17 protein-coding genes are annotated in these 19,460 nt (G+C 56.5%); 9 read left to right on the top strand and 8 right to left on the bottom strand.

Annotated features, from left to right (window positions below; translation table 11 throughout):
• Positions 1 to 133 precede the first annotated feature (133 nt).
• From OSH04_RS15370 to OSH04_RS15360, 3 genes are all read right to left on the bottom strand, one after another.
• On the bottom strand, positions 134 to 697 hold the full coding sequence (locus OSH04_RS15370; protein WP_009460629.1) for a YggT family protein: 564 nt from the start codon (positions 695 to 697) through the stop codon (positions 134 to 136).
• Between the two features lie 114 nt (positions 698 to 811).
• Positions 812 to 1,711 (bottom strand): histone H1-like repetitive region-containing protein, encoded by a 900-nt coding sequence (locus tag OSH04_RS15365; protein WP_266108807.1) that lies wholly within the window; start codon positions 1,709 to 1,711, stop codon positions 812 to 814.
• Positions 1,712 to 2,172: 461 nt separating this feature from the next.
• A complete protein-coding gene (locus OSH04_RS15360) occupies positions 2,173 to 5,631 on the bottom strand; it encodes an indolepyruvate ferredoxin oxidoreductase family protein (protein WP_266108797.1) in 3,459 nt (1,152 codons plus the stop codon).
• Between the two features lie 112 nt (positions 5,632 to 5,743).
• Between OSH04_RS15360 and OSH04_RS15355 the strand changes: the two genes are divergently transcribed.
• From OSH04_RS15355 to OSH04_RS15345, 3 genes are all read left to right on the top strand, one after another.
• A complete protein-coding gene (locus OSH04_RS15355; RefSeq protein ID WP_009460635.1) occupies positions 5,744 to 6,202 on the top strand; it encodes an Lrp/AsnC family transcriptional regulator in 459 nt (152 codons plus the stop codon).
• A gap of 99 nt (positions 6,203 to 6,301) precedes the next feature.
• On the top strand, positions 6,302 to 6,811 hold the full coding sequence (locus OSH04_RS15350; protein ID WP_026484394.1) for a hypothetical protein: 510 nt from the start codon (positions 6,302 to 6,304) through the stop codon (positions 6,809 to 6,811).
• A 76-nt stretch (positions 6,812 to 6,887) separates the two neighbouring features.
• A complete protein-coding gene (locus OSH04_RS15345) occupies positions 6,888 to 7,436 on the top strand; it encodes a YaeQ family protein (protein WP_035270464.1) in 549 nt (182 codons plus the stop codon).
• On the opposite strand, the gene OSH04_RS15340 is transcribed toward OSH04_RS15345, so the two are convergent.
• The gene (locus OSH04_RS15340; protein ID WP_052159307.1) at positions 7,411 to 8,316 is read right to left on the bottom strand and encodes a LysR family transcriptional regulator; all 906 of its coding nucleotides are present in this window, start codon (positions 8,314 to 8,316) and stop codon (positions 7,411 to 7,413) included. The two genes, OSH04_RS15345 and OSH04_RS15340, sit on opposite strands and share 26 nt — an antisense overlap.
• Before the next feature lie 115 nt (positions 8,317 to 8,431).
• Between OSH04_RS15340 and OSH04_RS15335 the strand changes: the two genes are divergently transcribed.
• From OSH04_RS15335 to OSH04_RS15310, 6 genes are all read left to right on the top strand, one after another.
• Entirely contained in the window at positions 8,432 to 9,406 is a 975-nt protein-coding gene (locus OSH04_RS15335; protein ID WP_266108796.1) for a PDR/VanB family oxidoreductase, read from the top strand.
• A gap of 40 nt (positions 9,407 to 9,446) precedes the next feature.
• Complete coding sequence (locus OSH04_RS15330) at positions 9,447 to 10,202, top strand: SDR family NAD(P)-dependent oxidoreductase (protein WP_266108795.1); 756 nt, start codon at positions 9,447 to 9,449, stop codon at positions 10,200 to 10,202.
• A gap of 32 nt (positions 10,203 to 10,234) precedes the next feature.
• A complete protein-coding gene (locus tag OSH04_RS15325) occupies positions 10,235 to 11,302 on the top strand; it encodes an aromatic ring-hydroxylating oxygenase subunit alpha (protein WP_045929663.1) in 1,068 nt (355 codons plus the stop codon).
• Positions 11,299 to 12,108, top strand: a complete 810-nt coding sequence (locus OSH04_RS15320; protein ID WP_266108794.1) for an alpha/beta fold hydrolase — start codon at positions 11,299 to 11,301, stop codon at positions 12,106 to 12,108. Before OSH04_RS15325 ends, OSH04_RS15320 begins: the two co-directional genes overlap by 4 nt.
• A 134-nt stretch (positions 12,109 to 12,242) precedes the next feature.
• Positions 12,243 to 13,631 (top strand): nucleobase:cation symporter-2 family protein, encoded by a 1,389-nt coding sequence (locus OSH04_RS15315; protein ID WP_052159309.1) that lies wholly within the window; start codon positions 12,243 to 12,245, stop codon positions 13,629 to 13,631.
• A gap of 17 nt (positions 13,632 to 13,648) precedes the next feature.
• A complete protein-coding gene (locus tag OSH04_RS15310) occupies positions 13,649 to 15,040 on the top strand; it encodes an amidohydrolase family protein (protein WP_266108793.1) in 1,392 nt (463 codons plus the stop codon).
• A gap of 194 nt (positions 15,041 to 15,234) precedes the next feature.
• Here OSH04_RS15310 and OSH04_RS15305 read toward each other — a convergent pair whose 3' ends face one another.
• The 4 genes from OSH04_RS15305 to OSH04_RS15290 all read right to left on the bottom strand — a co-directional run bounded on the left by OSH04_RS15305 (position 15,235) and on the right by OSH04_RS15290 (position 19,338).
• A complete protein-coding gene (locus OSH04_RS15305) occupies positions 15,235 to 15,366 on the bottom strand; it encodes a hypothetical protein (RefSeq protein WP_266108792.1) in 132 nt (43 codons plus the stop codon).
• A 741-nt stretch (positions 15,367 to 16,107) separates the two neighbouring features.
• A complete protein-coding gene (gltX, locus tag OSH04_RS15300; RefSeq protein ID WP_009460641.1) occupies positions 16,108 to 17,517 on the bottom strand; it encodes a glutamate--tRNA ligase in 1,410 nt (469 codons plus the stop codon).
• Positions 17,518 to 17,620: 103 nt separating this feature from the next.
• A complete protein-coding gene (locus tag OSH04_RS15295) occupies positions 17,621 to 18,262 on the bottom strand; it encodes a response regulator transcription factor (protein WP_009460643.1) in 642 nt (213 codons plus the stop codon).
• Entirely contained in the window at positions 18,259 to 19,338 is a 1,080-nt protein-coding gene (locus OSH04_RS15290) for a sensor histidine kinase (RefSeq protein WP_035270490.1), read from the bottom strand. Before OSH04_RS15290 ends, OSH04_RS15295 begins: the two co-directional genes overlap by 4 nt.
• Between the last annotated feature and the right edge of the window lie 122 nt (positions 19,339 to 19,460).

Genomic DNA, 19,460 nt, shown 5'->3' with positions numbered 1-19,460 from the left:
GTGGCCTGCTGATTGGTGGTGAGGCCAGTATAAGGTCCACTTTCGCACAAGACACCCTGATTCTTGCTCTTGAATTCAGCATAAAAAAAACCTGGGCATAGCCCAGGTTTTCCATGTGTACAGTCCGCTGTGCTTAGATTGGTACCAGACTGAAAGCGGTGCGCGTGATGACCATATTGAGCACTTGAGTCAGCAGCAGGACGACCAGCGGCGACAAATCCAGACCACCCAGGTCAGGCAAGACGCGACGGATCGGGTCCAGCAAGGGGGCTGTAATGGAACGCAGCAAGGGCATGCTGGGCGATTGTGGCTGAATCCAGGATAGCAGCGCTTGCAGCAGGACCACCCAGAAGATCAGGCTCAAGGTCCAGCGCAGAACGGTGAAGACGGCTGCCAGCAAGAACATGGGGAAGTTCGAGAGCATGGACACCGATCCGGTCAGTACCATGGCGCTCAAAACCAGGTATACCAGGGCGCTAAGCCAGGCGGCGAACAAAGAGGTCCAGTCCCAATGGTTGCCGCTTTTAATGACACGGCGCAAAGGCATGACCAGCCAGTCCGTGACCTTGAACATAGCTTGCGAATAAGGGTTGAAGGGATGGATTCTGAGCGCATACACCCAGGCACGCAGTAGCAAAATCGTGCCCAGCAGCGACAGAACAATATGGATTAGGAAGAGGGCGACTTCACTGAACATAGTTGCTTGGTATGAATTGATGGGAGAGGGAATTGTCGCATGCAAGTGCTACAAACCAAAGAGCCACCCTGATCAGGGTGGCTCTTTGGGGAGAAACATAAAAGTAGCGTGTGCTTAAGGACGCTTGCCTGTCGGGAAGGGCCAGGAGCCAGCAGGATTGACATCTTCGCGGCGAGGTTCGGCAGGCGCTGCTGCTGTTTTGGTCGCTTTGCGAGCCGCTGTTTTATTGCCTGCTTTAGCGGTGGCGTTAGTCGTTGTGCTGGTCTTTGGGGTCTTGGTTTCTGCGGTCACGGATTTAACTTCTTTCTTCTTTGGAGCTACGGGTTTCTTGGCACTGGTAGCAGGACTGGCTTTTTTAGCCGCGGTCTTTACAACTGCTTTGGTGCCGGTTTTGGTGGCAGGTTTCGCTGCCGCTTTGCTGGGGGTGGCTTTTTTGGCCACGGGTTTGCTTGCCTTGGTGCTGGCCGGTTTTTTTGCGGCAGCGGTGGCAGCAGGTTTGGTGGTAGCGGGTTTGGCACTGGCCGTTTTGGGCGTAGCTGCTTTTTTAGCTACCGTTTTTTTGGCAACCACTTTCTTTGCCACCGTCTTCTTGGCTACCGCTTTTTTAGCGACGGCCTTTTTGGCAACGGCTTTCTTGGCTACCGCCTTTTTAGCGACTGTCTTTTTAACAGCTGCTTTTTTGGCTACGGTTTTAGCGGTGCTTGTCTTGGTCGCAGCGGCTTTAACAGCCGTGGTTTTTGCTGGAGTGGCTTTCTTTACCGCTGTTTTTTTCGCAGCCGTTTTCTTGGCAGATGCGCTGCTTGCAGACTTGGCAGGGGCTTTTACAGCAGCCTTGCTGGTCTTGGTAGCGGTGGTTTTAGCGGGGGACTTGGGGGCAGCGGTTTTGCTGCTGGGACTGGTCTTGGTAGCAGTAGCTTTTACGGGTGCTGCGGCTGCTTTTGCTGGCGTTGCTTTTTTGGGGCTAACGGCTTTTGTGCTTGCTGCTTTTGCTGCGCCTTTCTTGGCTGTTGCCATGATCATGCTCCTTGAGAACAAGTCTTTAGTTTGTCCACACCCATTTGACCTGGCCTGGAAAACTGCAATGGCCTTTTTCAAATGACGCAGGCGTTTAAGGTCGATACCTTATACGCTTAGAAGTCTAACGCAAGCCCCTACACAGTCAAGCATTAATCATGGCTTGGGGCTTATGGAATTAGGAATCGGTGTCTGCTGTCTCAAATAAGTTGCGTTCTGGACACGTGCAATCGGCCCATAGTCGCATCCAAGTCTCTGATTTTTGACGCATTGCTGGATCGATTGCATGGCCTTTTCATGCTTTGAAAGACCTGTGTTAAGCATGGAAAAGCGGTTTGAAAACGGACTTCAATTCACGACTGAGCTGCGGTTTTCAATGTCTGTTCAAACCAAAAAAAAGCCCTGCATAAGCAGGGCTGAAAGGGCAGGTTAATCGTTTCAAAAGTCGCAGCGGGCAAGGCTCAGGCGGGAACTGCCTGAATTTCCGGGCCAGTGTTTTTCAACTGCTGCGACAACTCGGCAAAGCGGGCTTCATACTTCTTGGCCGATTCAATTTTCACGGGACCGAAGCCGCGCAATTGTTGGGGCAGCTCGGCCAGTTCCAACGCTGTGGCGTAGTTGGCTTGATTCAGGTTCTTGCTCAAGCTGTTGAGCAGGCTCTGATATTCGCGCCAGAAGCGACGTTCCATACGACGCTCATGGGTGTAGCCAAATGGATCCAGCACCGTGTTGCGCAGACCTTTGCCTTTAGCCATCCAACGCAGCAAGGTGGCGGTGCGTGGGCCCAATGTGATCTTGCGCGGGCGACCGGTAGATGGATCACGGCGTGCCAGCAAAGGAGGTGCGAAGTGGAAGCGCAAGGAGAAGTCACCTTCAAATTGCTGTTCCAGATCCTGGCGGAAAGCGGGCGAGCTGAACAGGCGGGCCACTTCGTACTCATCCTTGTAGGCCATCAGCTTGTACAAGCTGCGTGCGGCTTTTTCAGTCAAGGCAGGACGCTGACCCGGACGCAGTTTCTGCTCGGCTTCGCGCAGCGCAGTGATGGTGCTGGTGAAGCGCTGGGCATAAGCGGCGTTCTGGTATTGCTCCAGGCTGCTGGTGCAGCGCTGCATGATTTGTTCCAGTGTTTCGCGGCGCTGCAAGGTTACGACCTGAGCGGCTGGAGCCAGGAGGCTGGCCAGTGCTTTTTCATCGTGAGCCAGAACGCGACCCAAATGGAAGGCATCCAGGTTGGCTTGAATCGCCACACCGTTCAGACGGATGGCCTGTTCAACCGCTGCGCTGCTCACTGGCATGGAACCTTGCTGCCAAGCCATGCCCATCAAGAGCATATTGGACAACAGGCTATCGCCGAACAGCAGCGTGGCAGCCTGGTGAGCATTGAAAGAGCGCACCTGGTTTTCGCCAGCGGTGGTCTTCAGTTGGCTCAGCAAGTGCTGGGCATCCAAAGGGGCATCCGGGTTGCGGGTGAACTCGGCCGTGGGGGCCAGGTATTCGTTGATGATGGCGTGGGTATGACCAGGACGCAGGCAGGAAAGGGCATTGGGGTGAGCGGCGGCCACCACGTCGCACAAGATCGCCAGGTCGGCTTGACCGGGATCGACACGCACCGCACCCGTGTTCTCTTTATTGGCAGATAGACGGATGTGGCTGATGACGGTGCCGCCTTTTTGTGCCAGGCCCGTCATGTCCAGCACGGAGCTGGAGCGGCCTTCCAGGTGTACCGCCATGGAGAGCACCGCACCAATAGTGATCACGCCGGTACCACCTACACCGGCCACAATCACATTGCAGTCCTTGGCTTGAATATTGGGTTGCGGCAGCGTGTCCAACTTGGCCAGCAACTGGGCCTTCATATCGGCCTGACCGTTTTGATCGCCACGGCGCAGTGCACCGCCCATCACCGACACAAAGCTGGGGCAGAAACCATCCACGCAGGAGTAATCCTTATTACAGCTGGACTGGTCGATCTGGCGCTTGCGGCCTTCGGGAGTTTCAGCAGGCACCAAAGACAAGCAGTTCGATTGCACGCCGCAATCCCCACAGCCTTCGCAGACTGCCTTATTAATAAAGAGGCGACGAGCAGGATCGGGGTACTCGTTCTTTTTACGACGTCGGCGCTTTTCAGCCGCACAGGTCTGATCGTGAATCAGAATAGTGACGCCGGGGATCTCGCGCAGTTCACGCTGCAAACGATCCAGCTCGCGACGGTGATGAACGTCCACACCGGCAGGCAGGCTGACACCGCGATAGCGCTCTGGCTCATCGGTGGTGATGACCACACGACGCGCACCTTCACCAATGGTCTGCTGACAAATGCGAGGCACAGATATCGGGCCGTCAACCGGCTGACCGCCTGTCATGGCAACCGCATCGTTGAACAGAATTTTGTAGGTAATGTTGGCACCCGCGGCAATGGCCTGACGAATTGCCAGATAGCCGGAGTGGAAATACGTGCCTTCACCCATGTTCTGGAACATGTGGCCGGTCTGGATGAAGGGCGACAGGCCCACCCAGTCCGTGCCTTCGCCACCCATTTGAGTCAGGCCACGGGTTTTGCGGTCCATCCAGGTAGCCATGTAGTGGCAACCCACACCCGCCATAGCCTGGCTGCCTTCGGGTACTTTGGTGGAAGTATTGTGCGGACAGCCCGAACAGAAGTAGGGGCGACGTGTCAGACCATTGGTATCAATCGGTGCCAGGTTTTGCACCGTACAGGCAGGCAACTGCACATTGGCATGATGGCCCAGCCAGCGACGCAGACCCACGGCCACACGGGCAGGGCTGAGCTGGCCATCGGCAGGGATCAGCACTTCATTTTCGATATCGCGCTTGCCCGACACAGTAGGGCGCTGGGCACGGTTAAAGAGCAGATTCTTTAACTGGTCTTCAATGATCGGGCCTTTTTCTTCAATGACCAGAACGTGGTCCAGGCCTTCAATAAAATCGTTCAGTGATTGCGGGTTAACAGGCCAGCTCAAACCAATTTTCAGATGGCGAATGGCGGGCAGATTATCCAGACCGCTGAGCTGTTGCAGCGCGTCCAGCGTATCCAGTGTGGCTTTGCCGGTGGACACAATACCGATACGCGCATCAGGTGCCGCTTCCAGCACGCGGTCCAGGCTGTACTTGTGCGCAAATTCACGCACGCTATCCAGGCGGGCGTCCAGCGTACCTTCCATGGAAGGGGTCAGGAATTTGCTCGGGTCGTAAGGGTGTTTGCCGCCTTGCTTGTCGGCCAAGGCCGGGGCCAGATCATCCAGAGGGGCAATCTCGAAAGAGCGGCCGCTTTCCACGGTTTCGGTAATGGCTTTGAAGGCCACCCAGGAGCCGGAGTAACGCGACAAGGCCCAGGCCCAGATACCAAAGCGTTCGTATTCTTCAACCGAGCTGGGGTTGACCACCGGGATGCCCCAGGCGATCAGGGATTGTTCGCTGGCGTGGGGAATGGACGAGGACGAGGCCACGTGATCATCACCCACAATCATCAGGACGCCACCGTGTTGGGAGGCACCGGCAGCATGGCCGTGGTGCAAGGCATCGCCCGCGCGGTCTACACCGGGGCCCTTGCCATACCACATGGAGAACACGCCATCGACGGTACGGTCGGCACGCTCGCCAGCTTGCTGGGTGCCCATAATCATGGAGGCGGCCAGGTCTTCGTTAATAGCGGGTTGGAAACGGACCTTGGCCTGGTCCAGATACTTCTGGGCCTTCCACATGATCATGTCCACGCCACCCAGCGGCGAACCACGGTAGCCGGAGACAAAACCGGCGGTGTTCAAACCGTGTTCTTTATCCAGGCGAGCCTGGGTCAGCAACATGCGCACCAGGGCCTGTGTGCCAGTTAAAAAGATGCGTCCTGATTGTGCGGTCAGGTTGTCGCTTAGCTTGTATTGAGTGTCGACGGACTGCGTCATGATGAAACCTCCAGATAGAGATCATGATAGAGAGTCTGCCCTCGCTTTTTTTTGCGTTATAGTTGCGTGTATTCCCTATTCTTTGAAATGTTCATTTCGTAAATATTCAAATATGGATAAAACTGACTTAAAAATATTGGATGCCTTGCAACTGGATGGCCGAGCCTCGGCTCAGCAGGTCTCCGAGCAGGTGGGTTTGTCCACTGCGCCCGTGTGGCGGCGCATCAAAAATCTGGAAAAAAACAAGGTTATCCAAGGCTATTATGCGCGCGTGGATCGCCGTCAGGTGGGACTGCAAAGTTGCATGTTTACCCAGATCAGTCTGGACCGTCACTCGGGTGAAATAGTCGATAACTTCATTCGTGCCGTGCGCGATGCGCCCGAGATTCTGGAATGCCACGCCGTGACTGGCGATGCGGATTTTCTGCTCAAGATCATGGTGCCCAGCGCGGAGTCCTACGACGATTTCCTGCATCGCTTTCTGTTCAATATGCCGGGCGTGCGTCAAACCCGTACGATTGTGGCCATGCGTGAAATCAAAAACGTGACCCGACTGCCTTTGCCACTTTGAAGCATCTTGTTATGGGGTAATACAAGCGCCTTCGGGTAGAATAATCAGGATTCGCCGGCCTGTGGTGGGTCGGTATGTACGCATGAAGGACGGGGTTTTATGACGAAGGCGAATATCTTGCGACGCACTTCCTGGGTTGCTGTGCTGGCTACTGTGTTTTTAAGCGCCTGCGCGGTCAAAGCGCCGGCTCCCGAGCCTGCTGCACAAGCGGCTGCCAAGCCTGTCCATCCTGCATGTCAGCCTGCTGCGGCGGGGGACCAACTGGCTGGTAACTGGCTAAGCAAGCACCGCCAGAAAGGCGTGGTTGGCGAGCTGCGTACCTTGTTCACCTTGCAAACTGACGGCTCCATGGCGTACACCGAACAGGTCAAGCGCCCCAACAAGCCTTCGCAAGGCTTGAACGAAAGCGGTTGCTGGGTGCGCAAGGGCAACGACTTGCAAATCAGCACGCAAGAATCCAATGGGGTCACAACCGAACCGGGCGACCCGATTTATGAAAACCACTACAACATCGTCAGCCTGACAGCCCGCAATCTGGTGCTGCGTGACCAAAGTGGTACCACCTATCGCTTGACCAGAATGTCGCCTGGCTACCGCCTGCCATTCTGATCTCTGCTTGCTTGAATGATTCCTGGCCGTCCTGGGGGCGGCCAGTTTTTTGTCTGTTTCTTTTGCTGGACGCTCCATGGCTCTGCGCGCGACGATTTATAAAGCTGAACTTAATGTGGCCGATAACGACCGGGCCTACTACGGCAGTCATACCCTGACGCTGGCCCGTCACCCCTCCGAGACCGAAGAGCGTCTGATGGTGCGTTTGTTGGCTTACGGTTTGTATGCGCAAGCGGACGAAGCCTTGAGCTTTTCGCGCGGGCTAAGCGACTCGGACGAGCCCGCCTTGTGGGAACATGATCTGGGCGGCAATTTGCTGCATTGGCTGGAAGTGGGCCTGCCGGACGATAGACGTCTGATCAAAGCCAGCGGCCGTGCTGACAAGGTGACGGTGCTGGCCTATGGCCGCAATGTTTCCGTCTGGTGGAGTGGCATCAAGGACAAGATCAGCCGCGCCCGCAATATACAGGTCTATGCGCTGGATACCGCCGGGACTGACGCCTTAGCCGCCCTGGCCGAGCGTGGCATGACCATCAATCTGAATGTTCAGGACGGCACGGTCTGGGCCAGTAGCGACAAAGGCGAAGCCACTATCGAAGTCAGCCACCTGAATGCTGCCGCTTGATATGAGCCAGCAGCTCACTACGAAATAAGGTAGCTGCTGGGGCTAAAGAGCGCTGCCGCAGTTGCAACAGGCTTACCTGCCGGGGTAGCACCGGGGCCTTCAAGGGGCGAAATATAATTTGCGCAGCTTCGGGCAGGCTTTGCGTGTTCGCCGGCAGGATCGCCAGCCCCAAACCATGCCTGACCATGCTGAGCACTGTGGTGTGCAAAGACACTTCATGCACCTGCGCAAAGCGTATGTCCAAAGCCGTCAATTGCCTTTGTATGGCCTGGCCTAAAGGGCTGTGCGAGGATAAGGCAATAAACGGATGGGCGGCCAGATCATGCCAGCGTATTTGCGCCTTGGCCGTTAGCGGATGATGGTGGGGCAGCAGGGCCTGATACTGGTCCTGCATCACCGGATGCGCCTCAATTGTGTCGGGCCGATTCCAGTCTGTACCCAAACCAAAATCAATCGGCTCCTGCTCCAGACGGCGGCTGATGTCCTGCTCTGCCATATCCAGCAACTCCACCCGAATGCCGGGGTAGCGCTGCTGAAACAGGGCAATAAATGGAATCAGCAAGCTGGAGGACAAGACCGTACCGCTGGCAATGGACACGCGGCCCCGTTGGTGACTGGTCAACTCCCTGGAATGGCGCACGGCTTCTTCCACCTCGGCCAATACACGCCGCGCCGTCCCCAACAACTCCTGACCCGGTTCGCTGAGCACCACTTTGCGGGTGTGCCGATCAAACAGCCGTAGCCCGGTCTGGGACTCCAGCTCCCGAATCAACATGCTTAATGCCGATTGAGTGACGTGCAGATTGCGCGCTGCCTGAGTGAACTGGCCCGCTTCCGCCACAGCGACAAAAGCACGAAGTTGTCTAAGCGTTATATTCATCAGATTATCTTACTAATAAATCAAATAAATTCAATTGTTTTATCAAATTGCGGGTGCTTAAATGTTTTCCATAGACCGCAGCGGGGGCTGCAAAGGTCAGATAAGAAAAGGAGGCATGAGCATCATGAAATCCTGGATACGCAGCATACGCATCGAGGCCGAGGGCATCCGTTCACTGGAGCTCTGTCCACAGGAAGGCCGCTTCCCAGCTGTGGAGGCGGGGGCCCATATCGATGTGCATTTGCCAGGGGGCCTGGTTCGGCAGTATTCGCTGCTGGCGGGAAGCCACGAAGGGCAGTACCGGATTGGCGTCAGTCTGGACCCGGCCAGCCGGGGCGGCTCACGTGCGGTTCATCAAGTCTTGAATGTGGGCGATGCACTGGAAATTTCCGAGCCTCGCAATCTGTTCAAGCTGGATGAAAGCCAGGCGGCAACCAGTGTCTTGCTGGCAGGTGGCATAGGCATCACGCCTATTCACGCCATGGCACAACGTCTGCAAGCCTTGGGCCAGCCCTGGCATCTTTTCTATTGTGTGCGCAGTCGCAATCGCACCGCCTTTCTGGACGAACTTCATCAATTAGAAGCGAACAGCCAAGGTCTGGGGCGGCTGGATGTCCTGATCGAAGACGAAATGAATGGTGCGCGCATGGATATGGACGCCGCACTGGCTCCCTATAAAAACCAGGGCAGCCATTTCTATTGCTGTGGCCCGGCGGGCATGTTGCAAGCCTACAAGCAGGCCTGTGCCGATCTACCTGAGCAACAGGTGCATTTCGAATACTTCGCGGCGGCGCCTGTTAGGGCTGCCGATCAGGGCGAGGACAGCGCATTCACCGTTCATCTGGCCCGTACTGGCGGCTCCATTGAAGTCCCGGCAGGCCGCAGCATCCTGGAATGTCTGCTGGACCAGGGCATACGGGTGTATTGCTCGTGCCGCGAGGGGATTTGCGGGTCCTGTGAGACCAAAGTCCTGTCGGGCACACCCGAGCACCGCGACCACGTCCTGAGCGAACAAGAACGGGCCGCATCTGAAAGCATGATGATTTGTGTTTCCCGCAGTCGCGGCGAGGCACTGACGTTGGATTTATAAGAGCAGGGCGCAAACGCCCATACACGGAGGAGAGAGGAAAATGAATGCTTCATTGAAAGGCAGGACGGTTATCGTCACCGGCGCCGGGGGGCAGATTGGTTTGGCGTATTGCGATGCCTTGGTCGAGCAGGGAGCCAATCTGGTCATGGCCGATCTAGGCGATTTAAGCGACAAGGCCCGACAATACTGTGATCAGGGCGGCCAAGCCATCGCCGTTCAGGTGGACGTCTCCAATAACGACCAGACCCAGGCCATGGCCAAAGCGGCTCTGGATGCCTTCGGTTCCATCGACGGCATTATCAATAACGCCGGGTTTTTCCGCGGCTGTACCTTTGGCTCCCTGATGGATATTCCTGCCGAGGAATGGGACCGCTGCTATGCCATCAATGTGCGCGGCCTGTGGCAGTGCTGTAAAGCCGTAATCCCGGCCATGAAGCAGCAAGGCGGCGGCAAGATCATCAATGTGTCTTCCAACACTCCCTACAAAGGCGTGCCCAATTTTCTGCACTACGTCTCGTCTAAAGCGGCAGTTGTGGGCTTAAGCCGTGCCATGGCGCGCGAAGTGGGGGTATTCAACATTCAGGTCAACACCTTGTGCCCGGACTTGATTCCCGACGCGGGCATTACCGCCACCCAGGGCGATGAGGCCGACCGCCGCACCGTGGCGGGACGCTGTCTGCAACGCACTCAAAAACCCGAAGACATGGTGGGAGCAGCCCTGTTCCTGTTGGGCAGCGGTTCGGACTTTGTGACGGGGCAGAGCCTGCTGGTGAACGGCGGCGCGCATTTTCTGTAAACAGAATCAGCTGGAATTTTCAGGAGTAGACCATGACAGTCATGAATGAGGTGCCGATGATCCAGGCCCGTCATCCACAGGAGCAGAGCAATCCCCTGTATCGCGCACTGGCGCATTTCTGGCACCCCGTGGCCTATAGCAGCCAGGTTCTGGACAAGCCGTTTGGCGCGCGCTTGCTGGGTCAGGATCTGGTGCTGGCACGCTTGAATGGCGAGCTGGTTGCCATGGATAGCCGTTGCCCGCATAAAGGGACCAATCTGGCTTTGGGCGAAATTGTCGATGCTACGATCGAGTGCCCCTATCATGGCTGGCGCTTTGATGCCCAAGGTGAGTGTGTGCGCATTCCGGCCCGTGAAGAGCTGACCTGTGCCATGCGTGTAAATGTGAAACGCTTTAACGTTACCGAGTCGGGCGGCATCGTCTGGGTGGCGTTGGAAACACCGCAAATGCCTGTGCCGGTCTTTCCTGAAATGAACGATCCCAGCTATCGGGTGCTGCAAGGCAAGACGTACGACTGGCGCACCAGTTCGCCGCGCCGTCTGGAAAACTTTGTGGACTTCAGTCACTTTGCCTACGTGCACGACGGCACCATTGGCAGCCGGGACAACCCACGGGTGGAGGCTGTAAAAGTATGGCGCGAAGAGCATGTCCTGCGCTTTGATCGCAGTGGCGTGAAAGAGCCCGGCGTAGGCTTGAAGAAAAAACTGCTGGGTATTGAAGAAGAGCTGATCGAGCCGGTGAATGAATACCACGTCACCATGCCGCATACCGTGCATCTGAAGCGCACTTTTCCCAACGGCAAGCGTTATGTGCTGCTGATGGCCGCCTGTCCGGTGGACGAATTTACCACCCGCAGTTTCTGGTGGCAGGCACGCGATTTCGGGACCGAGCCTATGTACGATGATTTCTTCATGGACTTTGAGGACGAGGTGCTGGGTCAGGATAAGCCCATTATCGAATCGCAGCGGCCCTTGTGGATCAATCTGCAAGGCGATCAGCCCCAGGAACGTGAGACACCTGTGCGGGGTGCGGATATTGTCACGGTGGAATACCGTCGCTGGCTTAATGACCTGGTCGCGCAGGTCGAGAGCTTGCGATGAGCCAATCCATCTATGTACAGGGTGGCGCAGGTTTGCTGCACGCCCGTCAGTACGGCACTATCCGTACCGCACAGGTGCCCCTGGTCGTGATGCATGGCGTAACCGGCCATGCGGGGCTTTGGCATCACGTGGCCACCGCCTTGTCGCAGAACCGGGCAGTGATCGCCCTGGACCTGCGCGGCCATGGTTTAAGTGACTGGTGTGCGCAGCAGGACTATGCCACACCGGCTCATGTGCAGGATCTGGCATGCCTGCTGGAGGCATTGGGTCAGTCCCAATATGATCTGGCCGGTTTGTCATGGGGGGGCTTGGTCAGCCTGCAGTACGCGGCCCGTTATCCGGAACGGGTCCGCCGATTGGCAGTGCTGGATGTCGAGCCCAGTTTTACCCAAAGCGAGCACGAAGTGATGGCGCGGCCGGCGAATTTTCCCAGTCGTGCTGCGGTTATGGAGTACGAGCGCAAAGCCAACCCGCAAGCACCGCAGCCCTTGCTGCAGTTGTTTGCCTACGAGTCCGTCAATCAGGTGGACCTGGGCTTATGGCAGCGGCGGCATGACCCGTACTTTCTGAGGCGTTGGCCATTTCGTAATGACGATGTCTGGGCGCAGCTGGAGGAGCTGCGCTGCCCGACCTTGTTATTGCATGGCGAACGCAGCTTTGTGCGCCTGGTCATCATGCAGGAAATGCACGATCGCTTGCGGCATCCGGCGGGTCTGTACGAGTTGCCGGATACAGGCCATTTATTGCCTCTGGAGGCACCTGAGCCTGTAGCCGCCTATTTGGAGGAATTTCTGACAGCCAATTAACGATGGATGCCCCTGGGTCCTGCACCGGCAGGGGCATTTTTATAGAGCGGCCCGGACAGGCAACAAGGGGGACGGTGCCGCTATTCGATGTATTGAGTAAAAAAATAACGGGAAAAAGATGAGGAGACAAACCTATGAACACCCGTCAAATTCAGGACAGTATTGACGAGCGGCTGCCTGTTGGACGCTCTTTCTTGTTTGGTTTGCAGCATGTGTTGGTCATGTATGCGGGAGCGGTGACCGTACCCTTGATTCTGGGCAGTGCTCTGGGTCTAAGCCAGGAAGACATTGCCATTTTGATCAATGCAGATCTTTTGTGCTGTGGGATCATTTCCATCATGCAATCCATGGGGGTAGGGCGCTGGGTAGGAATACGCTTGCCCGTCATGATGGGAATTTCCTTTGCGGGGATTGCCCCCATGATCGCCATCGGGCTGACACCCGGTATGGGCTTGCCTGCCTTGTATGGAGCCATTATTGCGGCCGGTTTCATTGCTGTGCTGATGGTGCCTTTGATTATTCGTCTGCTGTGGCTTTTCCCGCCCTTGGTAACGGGAACGACACTGGTGTCGCTAGGCGTGGGTCTGTTTGGTGTAGCGATTACCTGGGCGGGGGGCGGACATGGTGCCAAAGACTTCGGTAGTCTGGTGTACCTGGGCATTGCCGGGACCGTGCTGCTGGTGACCTTGCTGGTCGCCCGATTTGGTCGTGGTTTCTTGAGCAGCATCGCCGTGCTGGTGGGCTTGGCTGCTGGCATGATACTGGCGATCCTGATGGGACGCGTCACCGTAGAAGGGCTAGACCAACTTCCCTGGATTGAGCTGGTTACGCCTTTTCACTTTGGCATGCCCACCTTTTCCTTTAGTGCCACCTTCACCATGTTGCTGGTCGTGATTGTGACCATGGTAGAAGCCATCGGCCTGTTCTATGCCCTGGCTGTGATATTGAACCGTCCATTGAGCCACGAGGATTTTGCCCGTGGTCTGCGCGCCGATGCCTTGGGTGCGGTGATCGGTGGCGTATTCAATACCTTCCCGTATTCCTCGTATGCCCAAAATATCGGCTTGATTGGAGTGACGGGGGTACGTAGCCGTTACGTCTGTCTGGCCGCGGGCCTGATCCTGATTATCTTGGGGCTGGTGCCGCGTATTGCCCATGTTGTGGCTCTGGTTCCACAGTATGTGCTGGGAGGCGCAGCCATTGTGATGTTTGGCATGGTGGCCGCCTCTGGTGTACGTGTCTTGCAGACCGTAGACTTCAAGAACAACAAACACAACACCTTCATCTTTGCGATCAGCCTGGGCGTGGGCTTGATTCCCGCTATCGCGCCCACCTTCTTTGACCAGTTCCCGCAGTACCTGATCCCTCTATTGCATAGCGGGGTACTGCTGACCGTAATCTCATCGGTGGTGCTGAATCTGTTTTTCAATGGAACCAGCGGCCGGCAACACACAGAAGAGCTGGTGATGGAAACACAGGAAGAAACGCCTCTGAGCGTCGTGCGGGTGACACCGCAAGGATAAGAAACAGGAGACAGACAATGACAAGTCAAATATGCGATATCGTGATTCACGCAGGCAAAGTGGTCACCATGAACGACCAGAACGAGGTCCTGGAAAACGGCGTCGTGGCCATCAGCGGCAATCGAATCTGTGCCGTGGGTCAGGCTCAGGACATGCAGCATTGGCAGGGAAAGAAAACCATCCATGCCCCCATGCAGGCCCTGATCCCTGGCTTGATCGATACGCATAACCACCTGTTCCAACTGGCTGGACGCGGTTTGGGAGATGGCATGGCCCTGTGGCAATGGCTGGGTGAGTTCATGCTGCCCTTGGCTGCCGACATACGCCCGGCAGAAGCCTTGGCTGCGGTACGCCTGGGGGCACTGGAAGCCGTCTCTTCCGGTGTGACCACCGTGCTGGACAACCACTACGCTCCCGCAGATCCGGAAACCACCATCGCCGTTGCCCAAGCCCTGCAAGACACTGGTTTGCGCGGCATCGTGGCCCGAGGCATGTTCGGCCCCTTTACCCCCGTCGCCCGTGACAACGGATTGCAGGACACCCTGTTTCGCCACAGCGTGAAACACGAGCTGGACACCATGCAGGAGTGTTTGAGCAACTGGCAACAAGGCCGCGTGCAGATCTGGCCCTCGCCCATCAACATCATCTACAACGACCTGGATCTGGTGCTGGGTTCCGCCGAAATGGCCCGCAAATTCGACGTGCGCTGGCAAACCCACTGTTCAGAAGCGCCCGTAGACCCGGATATCTTCCAGAAAGCCTACGGCGCACGCCCTTTCCGCTGGCTGGATGAGCAAGGCTGGCTGGATGAACGAGCCGGATTTGCCCATGCCATCTGGATGGACGACGATGAAATCGAGCGCGCAGGCCGCGCCGGATGCAGCATCGCCCACAACCCCATGTCCAACGAGTACCTGGCCTCCGGCCCCATCCGCCTGAAAGAACTGCTGGAAGCTGGCGTGCGCATAGGCCTGGGCGCAGACGGAGCCGCAGGCCACCAGGTCGACCTGTTCCAAATCATGCGCCAAGCCGTCTACGTCCAACGCCTGGCACGACTGGACCCACAAGCGAGCAACGCCCAGGACGCCTTCTGGCTGGCTACCCGAGGCGGCGCAGAAATGCTGGGCATAGACGCTGGTCAACTTAGCGAAGGCAAGCTGGCCGATATGGCGCTGGTCAACCTGGACCAAGCCCACCTGAGCCCCTGTTTCGACGTAGTCGCCAGCCTGGTCTACTGTGCCAGCGGCCGTGACGTCACCACGACCATCGTGAACGGCCAAGTCATCTACGAAAATGGTGAAAGCCAGTGCGTCTCCAAACAAGAAGTCGTGGCCAAAGCAAGAGAACATTGCACCGCCTTGATTACACGGCTTGGAGTCCTGAAACCAGCAGGTCTGATGCCAGCTTAAAAAGCAGATAAGAAAAAAGCTGACACAAAAGAGTAGAAGGGGAGGAGGACCAAAGGCCGAGGGGCAACCCCCTCGGCCTTTGATTTATGAGCTTGGAGGTCAATATAGATAGACCCCCTGCAGTGAAGAGAAACTGCTACTCCTAAAGCTGGAGCGAGCTGCTATCTTGCTTTTGACCTTTAGTGAGAGCGCTATTAATGATTTTTTTCATCGCCACCACTTTTTGAGTAGCTGGGTTGTCCGTTGTTTGCGGCTTGTTGTTGTTGTTGTTGTTGTTGTTGTTGTTGTTGTTGTTGTTGTTGTTGTTGTTGTTGTTGTTGTGCCAATTAGATGGGGCCAAAGCAGAAGTGGAGTATCTATTTATCGTGGGAGAGGCGGATGAATAATTTTTATCCTCTGGTCTATGGAAACCGTTCTTCAAGCGGGATGGGGAATTGATTCATCGCCGCTTTCCAATCATAGGTAGCCCGTACGGAGAGGCTCGTAGACGTTGGTTTTAAGCTGTATTTGTTTTTTCAAACTCTTGATTTCTCAAACGAGCCTAGCCCTCGTTCTTGAGCAGCGTCATAGAAACCCAAAGAGCCCCTTTCTAAGCAATCTCTGGAATTCGAAGCAATTCTGAGTCGTTCGAGTGGGTGGAGCTCTGGCGGGGCGATTCAGATGGCTTGCCGCGGGCGAGTAATTGCGTAGGGATGCAAGCGACCTGCTGTTTGAGCGGGGCGCTTGTGGTTCGTCCGGGGGACGAACCACCCCGTGAGTTCAGGTCGCGCCCGTAGCAATTACTCGACAAGGGCACCGGTGCGCAGCACCGGCAAGCTATCAGCCCGACCAGAGCTCCACCCACTTGAACGACGTCTTCAGAGCGCCTTCCTTCAATCCAGAGACGGCACCCCAGCCCCACATGGTCTTCAATCGCTCTCACTTAAGCCCCAGGCTTGAGGCAAACCCCGGCAAGCCTCATTAGCCATCCAGACGCAACACCGCTCAAAACAGTGTTCTGCAGAACGAAGCACAAAACAAAAAGGGCATCCCATAAGAGATGCCCTTCAAGTGCTTAGCAATAATGCTTACAGCCCAGCCAAACGTCCCAACACCTTGTCGCGTCCAACCAAAGCCAGCACCGCATCCACCGCAGGCGTCTGCTTCTGTCCTGTCACTGCCACGCGCAAAGGAATCGCCAGCTTGGGCATTTTCACCTCGTGATCCGCCAGAACCTGCTTGATCAAAGCAGCCAGATTCTCCGTATTCCACTGCGGCAAGCTAATCGCCTTGCTGGCAAAATCACGCAGCAAAACACGCGCTTCCGGTGTCAACACCTCGGCCATCAGCTCATCGCTGGCGGGCTCGAAAGGACGGCAGAACAGCAAAGCACCTTCAGCCAGCTGATTCAAAGTCTCGGCACGGTCTTTCAACAAACCCATGATGCCGGGCAAATCCTGACCATCCGTCTTGCCACCCAAGGCCTCAATACGGGGAGCCACACGCTCGGCCAGATCCGCATTGTCACTGGCCTTGATGTAATGGGCGTTCACCCAGTTCAACTTCTTGGGATCCCACTGCGAAGCCGACTTGCTCAGACTGCGCGTATCAAACCACTCTACCAACTGCTCGCGAGTGAACAGCTCGTCATCACCATGACTCCAGCCCAAACGGGCCAGGTAATTGATCATGGCTTCAGGCAGATAACCGTCCTTGTCGTAATCCATGATGCTGACCGCACCATGACGCTTGGACAGCTTCTCGCCATCAGGGCCCAGAATCATGGGTACGTGACCGTACTCAGGCAAAGTCGCGCCCAAAGCCTGCAAAATCACAATTTGACGTGGCGTGTTGTTCACGTGATCGTCACCGCGAATCACATGAGTGATCGCCATGTCCCAATCGTCCACCACCACGCAGAAGTTGTATGTAGGCGTGCCATCCGGGCGGGCAATGACCAGATCGTCCAGCTCGCTGTTATCAAAGCTGATGCGGCCCTTCACCATATCGTCCCAGCTGGTTGCGCCGGACTGGGGGCTCTTGAAACGAACTACAGGCTTGCGATCAGCCGGGATGGCAGGCAATTGCTTGCCAGCCTCAGGACGCCAGGTACCGTCATAACGAGGCTTCAAACCCTGAACACGCGCTTTTTCGCGCATGGCTTCCACTTCCTCGGGGCTGCTGTAGCAGTAGTAAGCATGGCCGTCTTTCAGCAGCTGGGCGATGACCTCGCGGTAACGATCCATGCGCTGCATCTGGTAGAACGGACCTTCGTCCGCATCCAGGCCCAACCATTGCATACCATCCAGAATGCCTTGCACCGCCTCGGGGGTGGAACGCTCCAGATCCGTATCCTCAATACGCAGCACAAAAGTGCCTTGATGATGACGGGCAAAGGCCCAGGAGAACAGTGCAGTGCGCGCGCCGCCCAGGTGCAGATAACCAGTGGGCGAGGGGGCAAAACGGGTGCGGATGACGTTGGAAGTAGACGTGCTCATAACTTGTGTGTGGCCTTGACCTTGGGAAGCCCGCATACGGGACCGAATCTGCGTATTTTAACCCAGCACGCCAACTAGGAAAGAACCGCCGCGTAGAACTGTCCTAATGGCCGCTTTCTGTATTGAGTTGATCGAACTGGCGCACCAGTTCCGCCAGCGACCCGGCTTGCATTTTTTGCATCACGCGGGCGCGGCGAACTTTGACCGTCACTTCCTTCACATCCAGCTCGGCCGCGATCTGTTTGTTCAGCAGGCCTTGCACCACCCGCTCAAAGACATCGCGCTCGCCGGCGTTCAGGCTGTCCCAGCGTTGCTGCAAAGTCAGCCGGGTTCTGGCTTCTTCCTTGCGCTGCGCATCAGCAGCCAGAGCCGACTGCACGGCATCAATCAGGGCCTGATCTACAAAAGGCTTGGTCAGAAAATCCCAGGCACCATGCTTGATGGCCTTGACCGCCATATGAATATCGCCGTGACCAGTAATAAAGATGACCGGCATATGCAGCCCGCGCGACTCCATCTGCAAATGAAAATCCGTGCCGCTTTGCTCGGGCATGCGCACATCCAGCACCAGACAGGCAGGGGCGTCAGATAAGGGATGCGCCAGAAAGTCCCGCGTAGAAGCAAAGCTCAGCGCGTTCAAGCCTACGCTGGCCAGCAAATCGTCCAGGGCAGCGCGAACGGACGGGTCATCATCAATGATGTAGACGGTGGGCGTGTTCAGAGAGGAATCCAGATTTTCTGTCATGGCGCCAAAGGTAAGGTGAAATGAAAGGCAGCACCACCATCGGCTTGGTCAGTGGCCCAGATATGGCCGTTATTGGCATCAATAATGGTGCGGCTGATGGTCAGACCCAGACCCAGGCCGCTTGCCTTGGTGGTCCAGAAGGTATCAAACAATTGGGACAGCTGCGTGCCCGACAAGCCGGGACCATTATCCTTGATGGAAAACAGCACCTTGTTGGCTTGCGGCTTGTCGCCGGGCAAAACGCTGGTTTCTATGGTGATATGAGCCGCATGATAGTCCGAGGGAGGGGATAGGGCTTCGATGGCATTGAGCAGCAAATTGGCCATCACCTGCTGAATCTGAACCCGGTCGGCAAAGACCTGGGGCAGATCGGACTGCAAGGCCAGACGCAGATCAATATGCTGACGTCGCATCTCGCCACCGGACAGGCTAAGCAGTTCGGTCAGAGCCAGATTCAAATCAAACGCGCTGCTGGTGGGGGCTTCGTTACGGGTAATGCTGCGTACCCGATCCAGCACATCCTTGGCGCGCTGGGCGTCGTACACAATACGCTGCGCGGCAGCCTGTGCCTTCTCGACATTAGGGGGCGAGGCTTCCAGCCAGCGCTGACAGGCGCCCGCGCTGCTGTTGATGGCGGCCAAAGGCTGGCTGACTTCATGGGCAATCGAGGTGCTGAGCTGGCCCAGGGTAGTCAAACGGGACAGTCGCAGCAAATGCTCGCGTGTCTCATGAGCCGCTGCCTGTACAGACTTGAGCTTCAGCCCCAGATAGGAGGTGATCGCGATGGCAATAATACTGATGCCGGTATTGACCAGGCCCACGTCGTAGTCGCCCGAGCGGGTCAGCAGAAAACTGACCACGGTCAGCACCATGCTGATGGTAGTCAGGGCAACAACTTGCCGTGCCGACAGAAAACGAATCGCTATCAGCAGCAGCGGGGTGTGAAAGACCGCAGCGGCGATAGCGTAGTTGGTGACGGTATCGGCAATGAAGACCAGCGCCATCAAAATACAGATGCCGGTCAGGGCCAAGGCTCGGTAGGTTTTGCTCGATAGGAAGCGAAGGGGTGGTGTCATATCTTTCGTGTATGGGCCAGGCTGCAGGATGGTGTCTGTCGTGTGGCCATCATATACCCGAGGTTCTTTCAGAAGGTGCGTTAAGGCCTGGGCCCCCGGAAGGAGTTCCGGGAGCCCAGGCC

This window comes from Alcaligenes nematophilus (genome assembly GCF_026344155.1).
GTDB lineage: Bacteria > Pseudomonadota > Gammaproteobacteria > Burkholderiales > Burkholderiaceae_B > Alcaligenes > Alcaligenes phenolicus.
This window is presented reverse-complemented; position numbering and strand designations above follow the sequence as displayed.

What these genes read in the sequence shown, in the direction of transcription:
- OSH04_RS15370 (WP_009460629.1), bottom strand. Translation starts at nt 697, where the DNA reads ATGTTCAGTGAAGTCGCCCTCTTCCTAATCCATATTGTTCTGTCGCTG.
- OSH04_RS15365 (WP_266108807.1), bottom strand. Translation starts at nt 1,711, where the DNA reads ATGGCAACAGCCAAGAAAGGCGCAGCAAAAGCAGCAAGCACAAAAGCC.
- OSH04_RS15360 (WP_266108797.1), bottom strand. Translation starts at nt 5,631, where the DNA reads ATGACGCAGTCCGTCGACACTCAATACAAGCTAAGCGACAACCTGACC.
- OSH04_RS15355 (WP_009460635.1), top strand. Translation starts at nt 5,744, where the DNA reads ATGGATAAAACTGACTTAAAAATATTGGATGCCTTGCAACTGGATGGC.
- OSH04_RS15350 (WP_026484394.1), top strand. Translation starts at nt 6,302, where the DNA reads ATGACGAAGGCGAATATCTTGCGACGCACTTCCTGGGTTGCTGTGCTG.
- OSH04_RS15345 (WP_035270464.1), top strand. Translation starts at nt 6,888, where the DNA reads ATGGCTCTGCGCGCGACGATTTATAAAGCTGAACTTAATGTGGCCGAT.
- OSH04_RS15340 (WP_052159307.1), bottom strand. Translation starts at nt 8,316, where the DNA reads ATGAATATAACGCTTAGACAACTTCGTGCTTTTGTCGCTGTGGCGGAA.
- OSH04_RS15335 (WP_266108796.1), top strand. Translation starts at nt 8,432, where the DNA reads ATGAGCATCATGAAATCCTGGATACGCAGCATACGCATCGAGGCCGAG.
- OSH04_RS15330 (WP_266108795.1), top strand. Translation starts at nt 9,447, where the DNA reads ATGAATGCTTCATTGAAAGGCAGGACGGTTATCGTCACCGGCGCCGGG.
- OSH04_RS15325 (WP_045929663.1), top strand. Translation starts at nt 10,235, where the DNA reads ATGACAGTCATGAATGAGGTGCCGATGATCCAGGCCCGTCATCCACAG.
- OSH04_RS15320 (WP_266108794.1), top strand. Translation starts at nt 11,299, where the DNA reads ATGAGCCAATCCATCTATGTACAGGGTGGCGCAGGTTTGCTGCACGCC.
- OSH04_RS15315 (WP_052159309.1), top strand. Translation starts at nt 12,243, where the DNA reads ATGAACACCCGTCAAATTCAGGACAGTATTGACGAGCGGCTGCCTGTT.
- OSH04_RS15310 (WP_266108793.1), top strand. Translation starts at nt 13,649, where the DNA reads ATGACAAGTCAAATATGCGATATCGTGATTCACGCAGGCAAAGTGGTC.
- gltX (WP_009460641.1), bottom strand. Translation starts at nt 17,517, where the DNA reads ATGAGCACGTCTACTTCCAACGTCATCCGCACCCGTTTTGCCCCCTCG.
- OSH04_RS15295 (WP_009460643.1), bottom strand. Translation starts at nt 18,262, where the DNA reads ATGACAGAAAATCTGGATTCCTCTCTGAACACGCCCACCGTCTACATC.
- OSH04_RS15290 (WP_035270490.1), bottom strand. Translation starts at nt 19,338, where the DNA reads ATGACACCACCCCTTCGCTTCCTATCGAGCAAAACCTACCGAGCCTTG.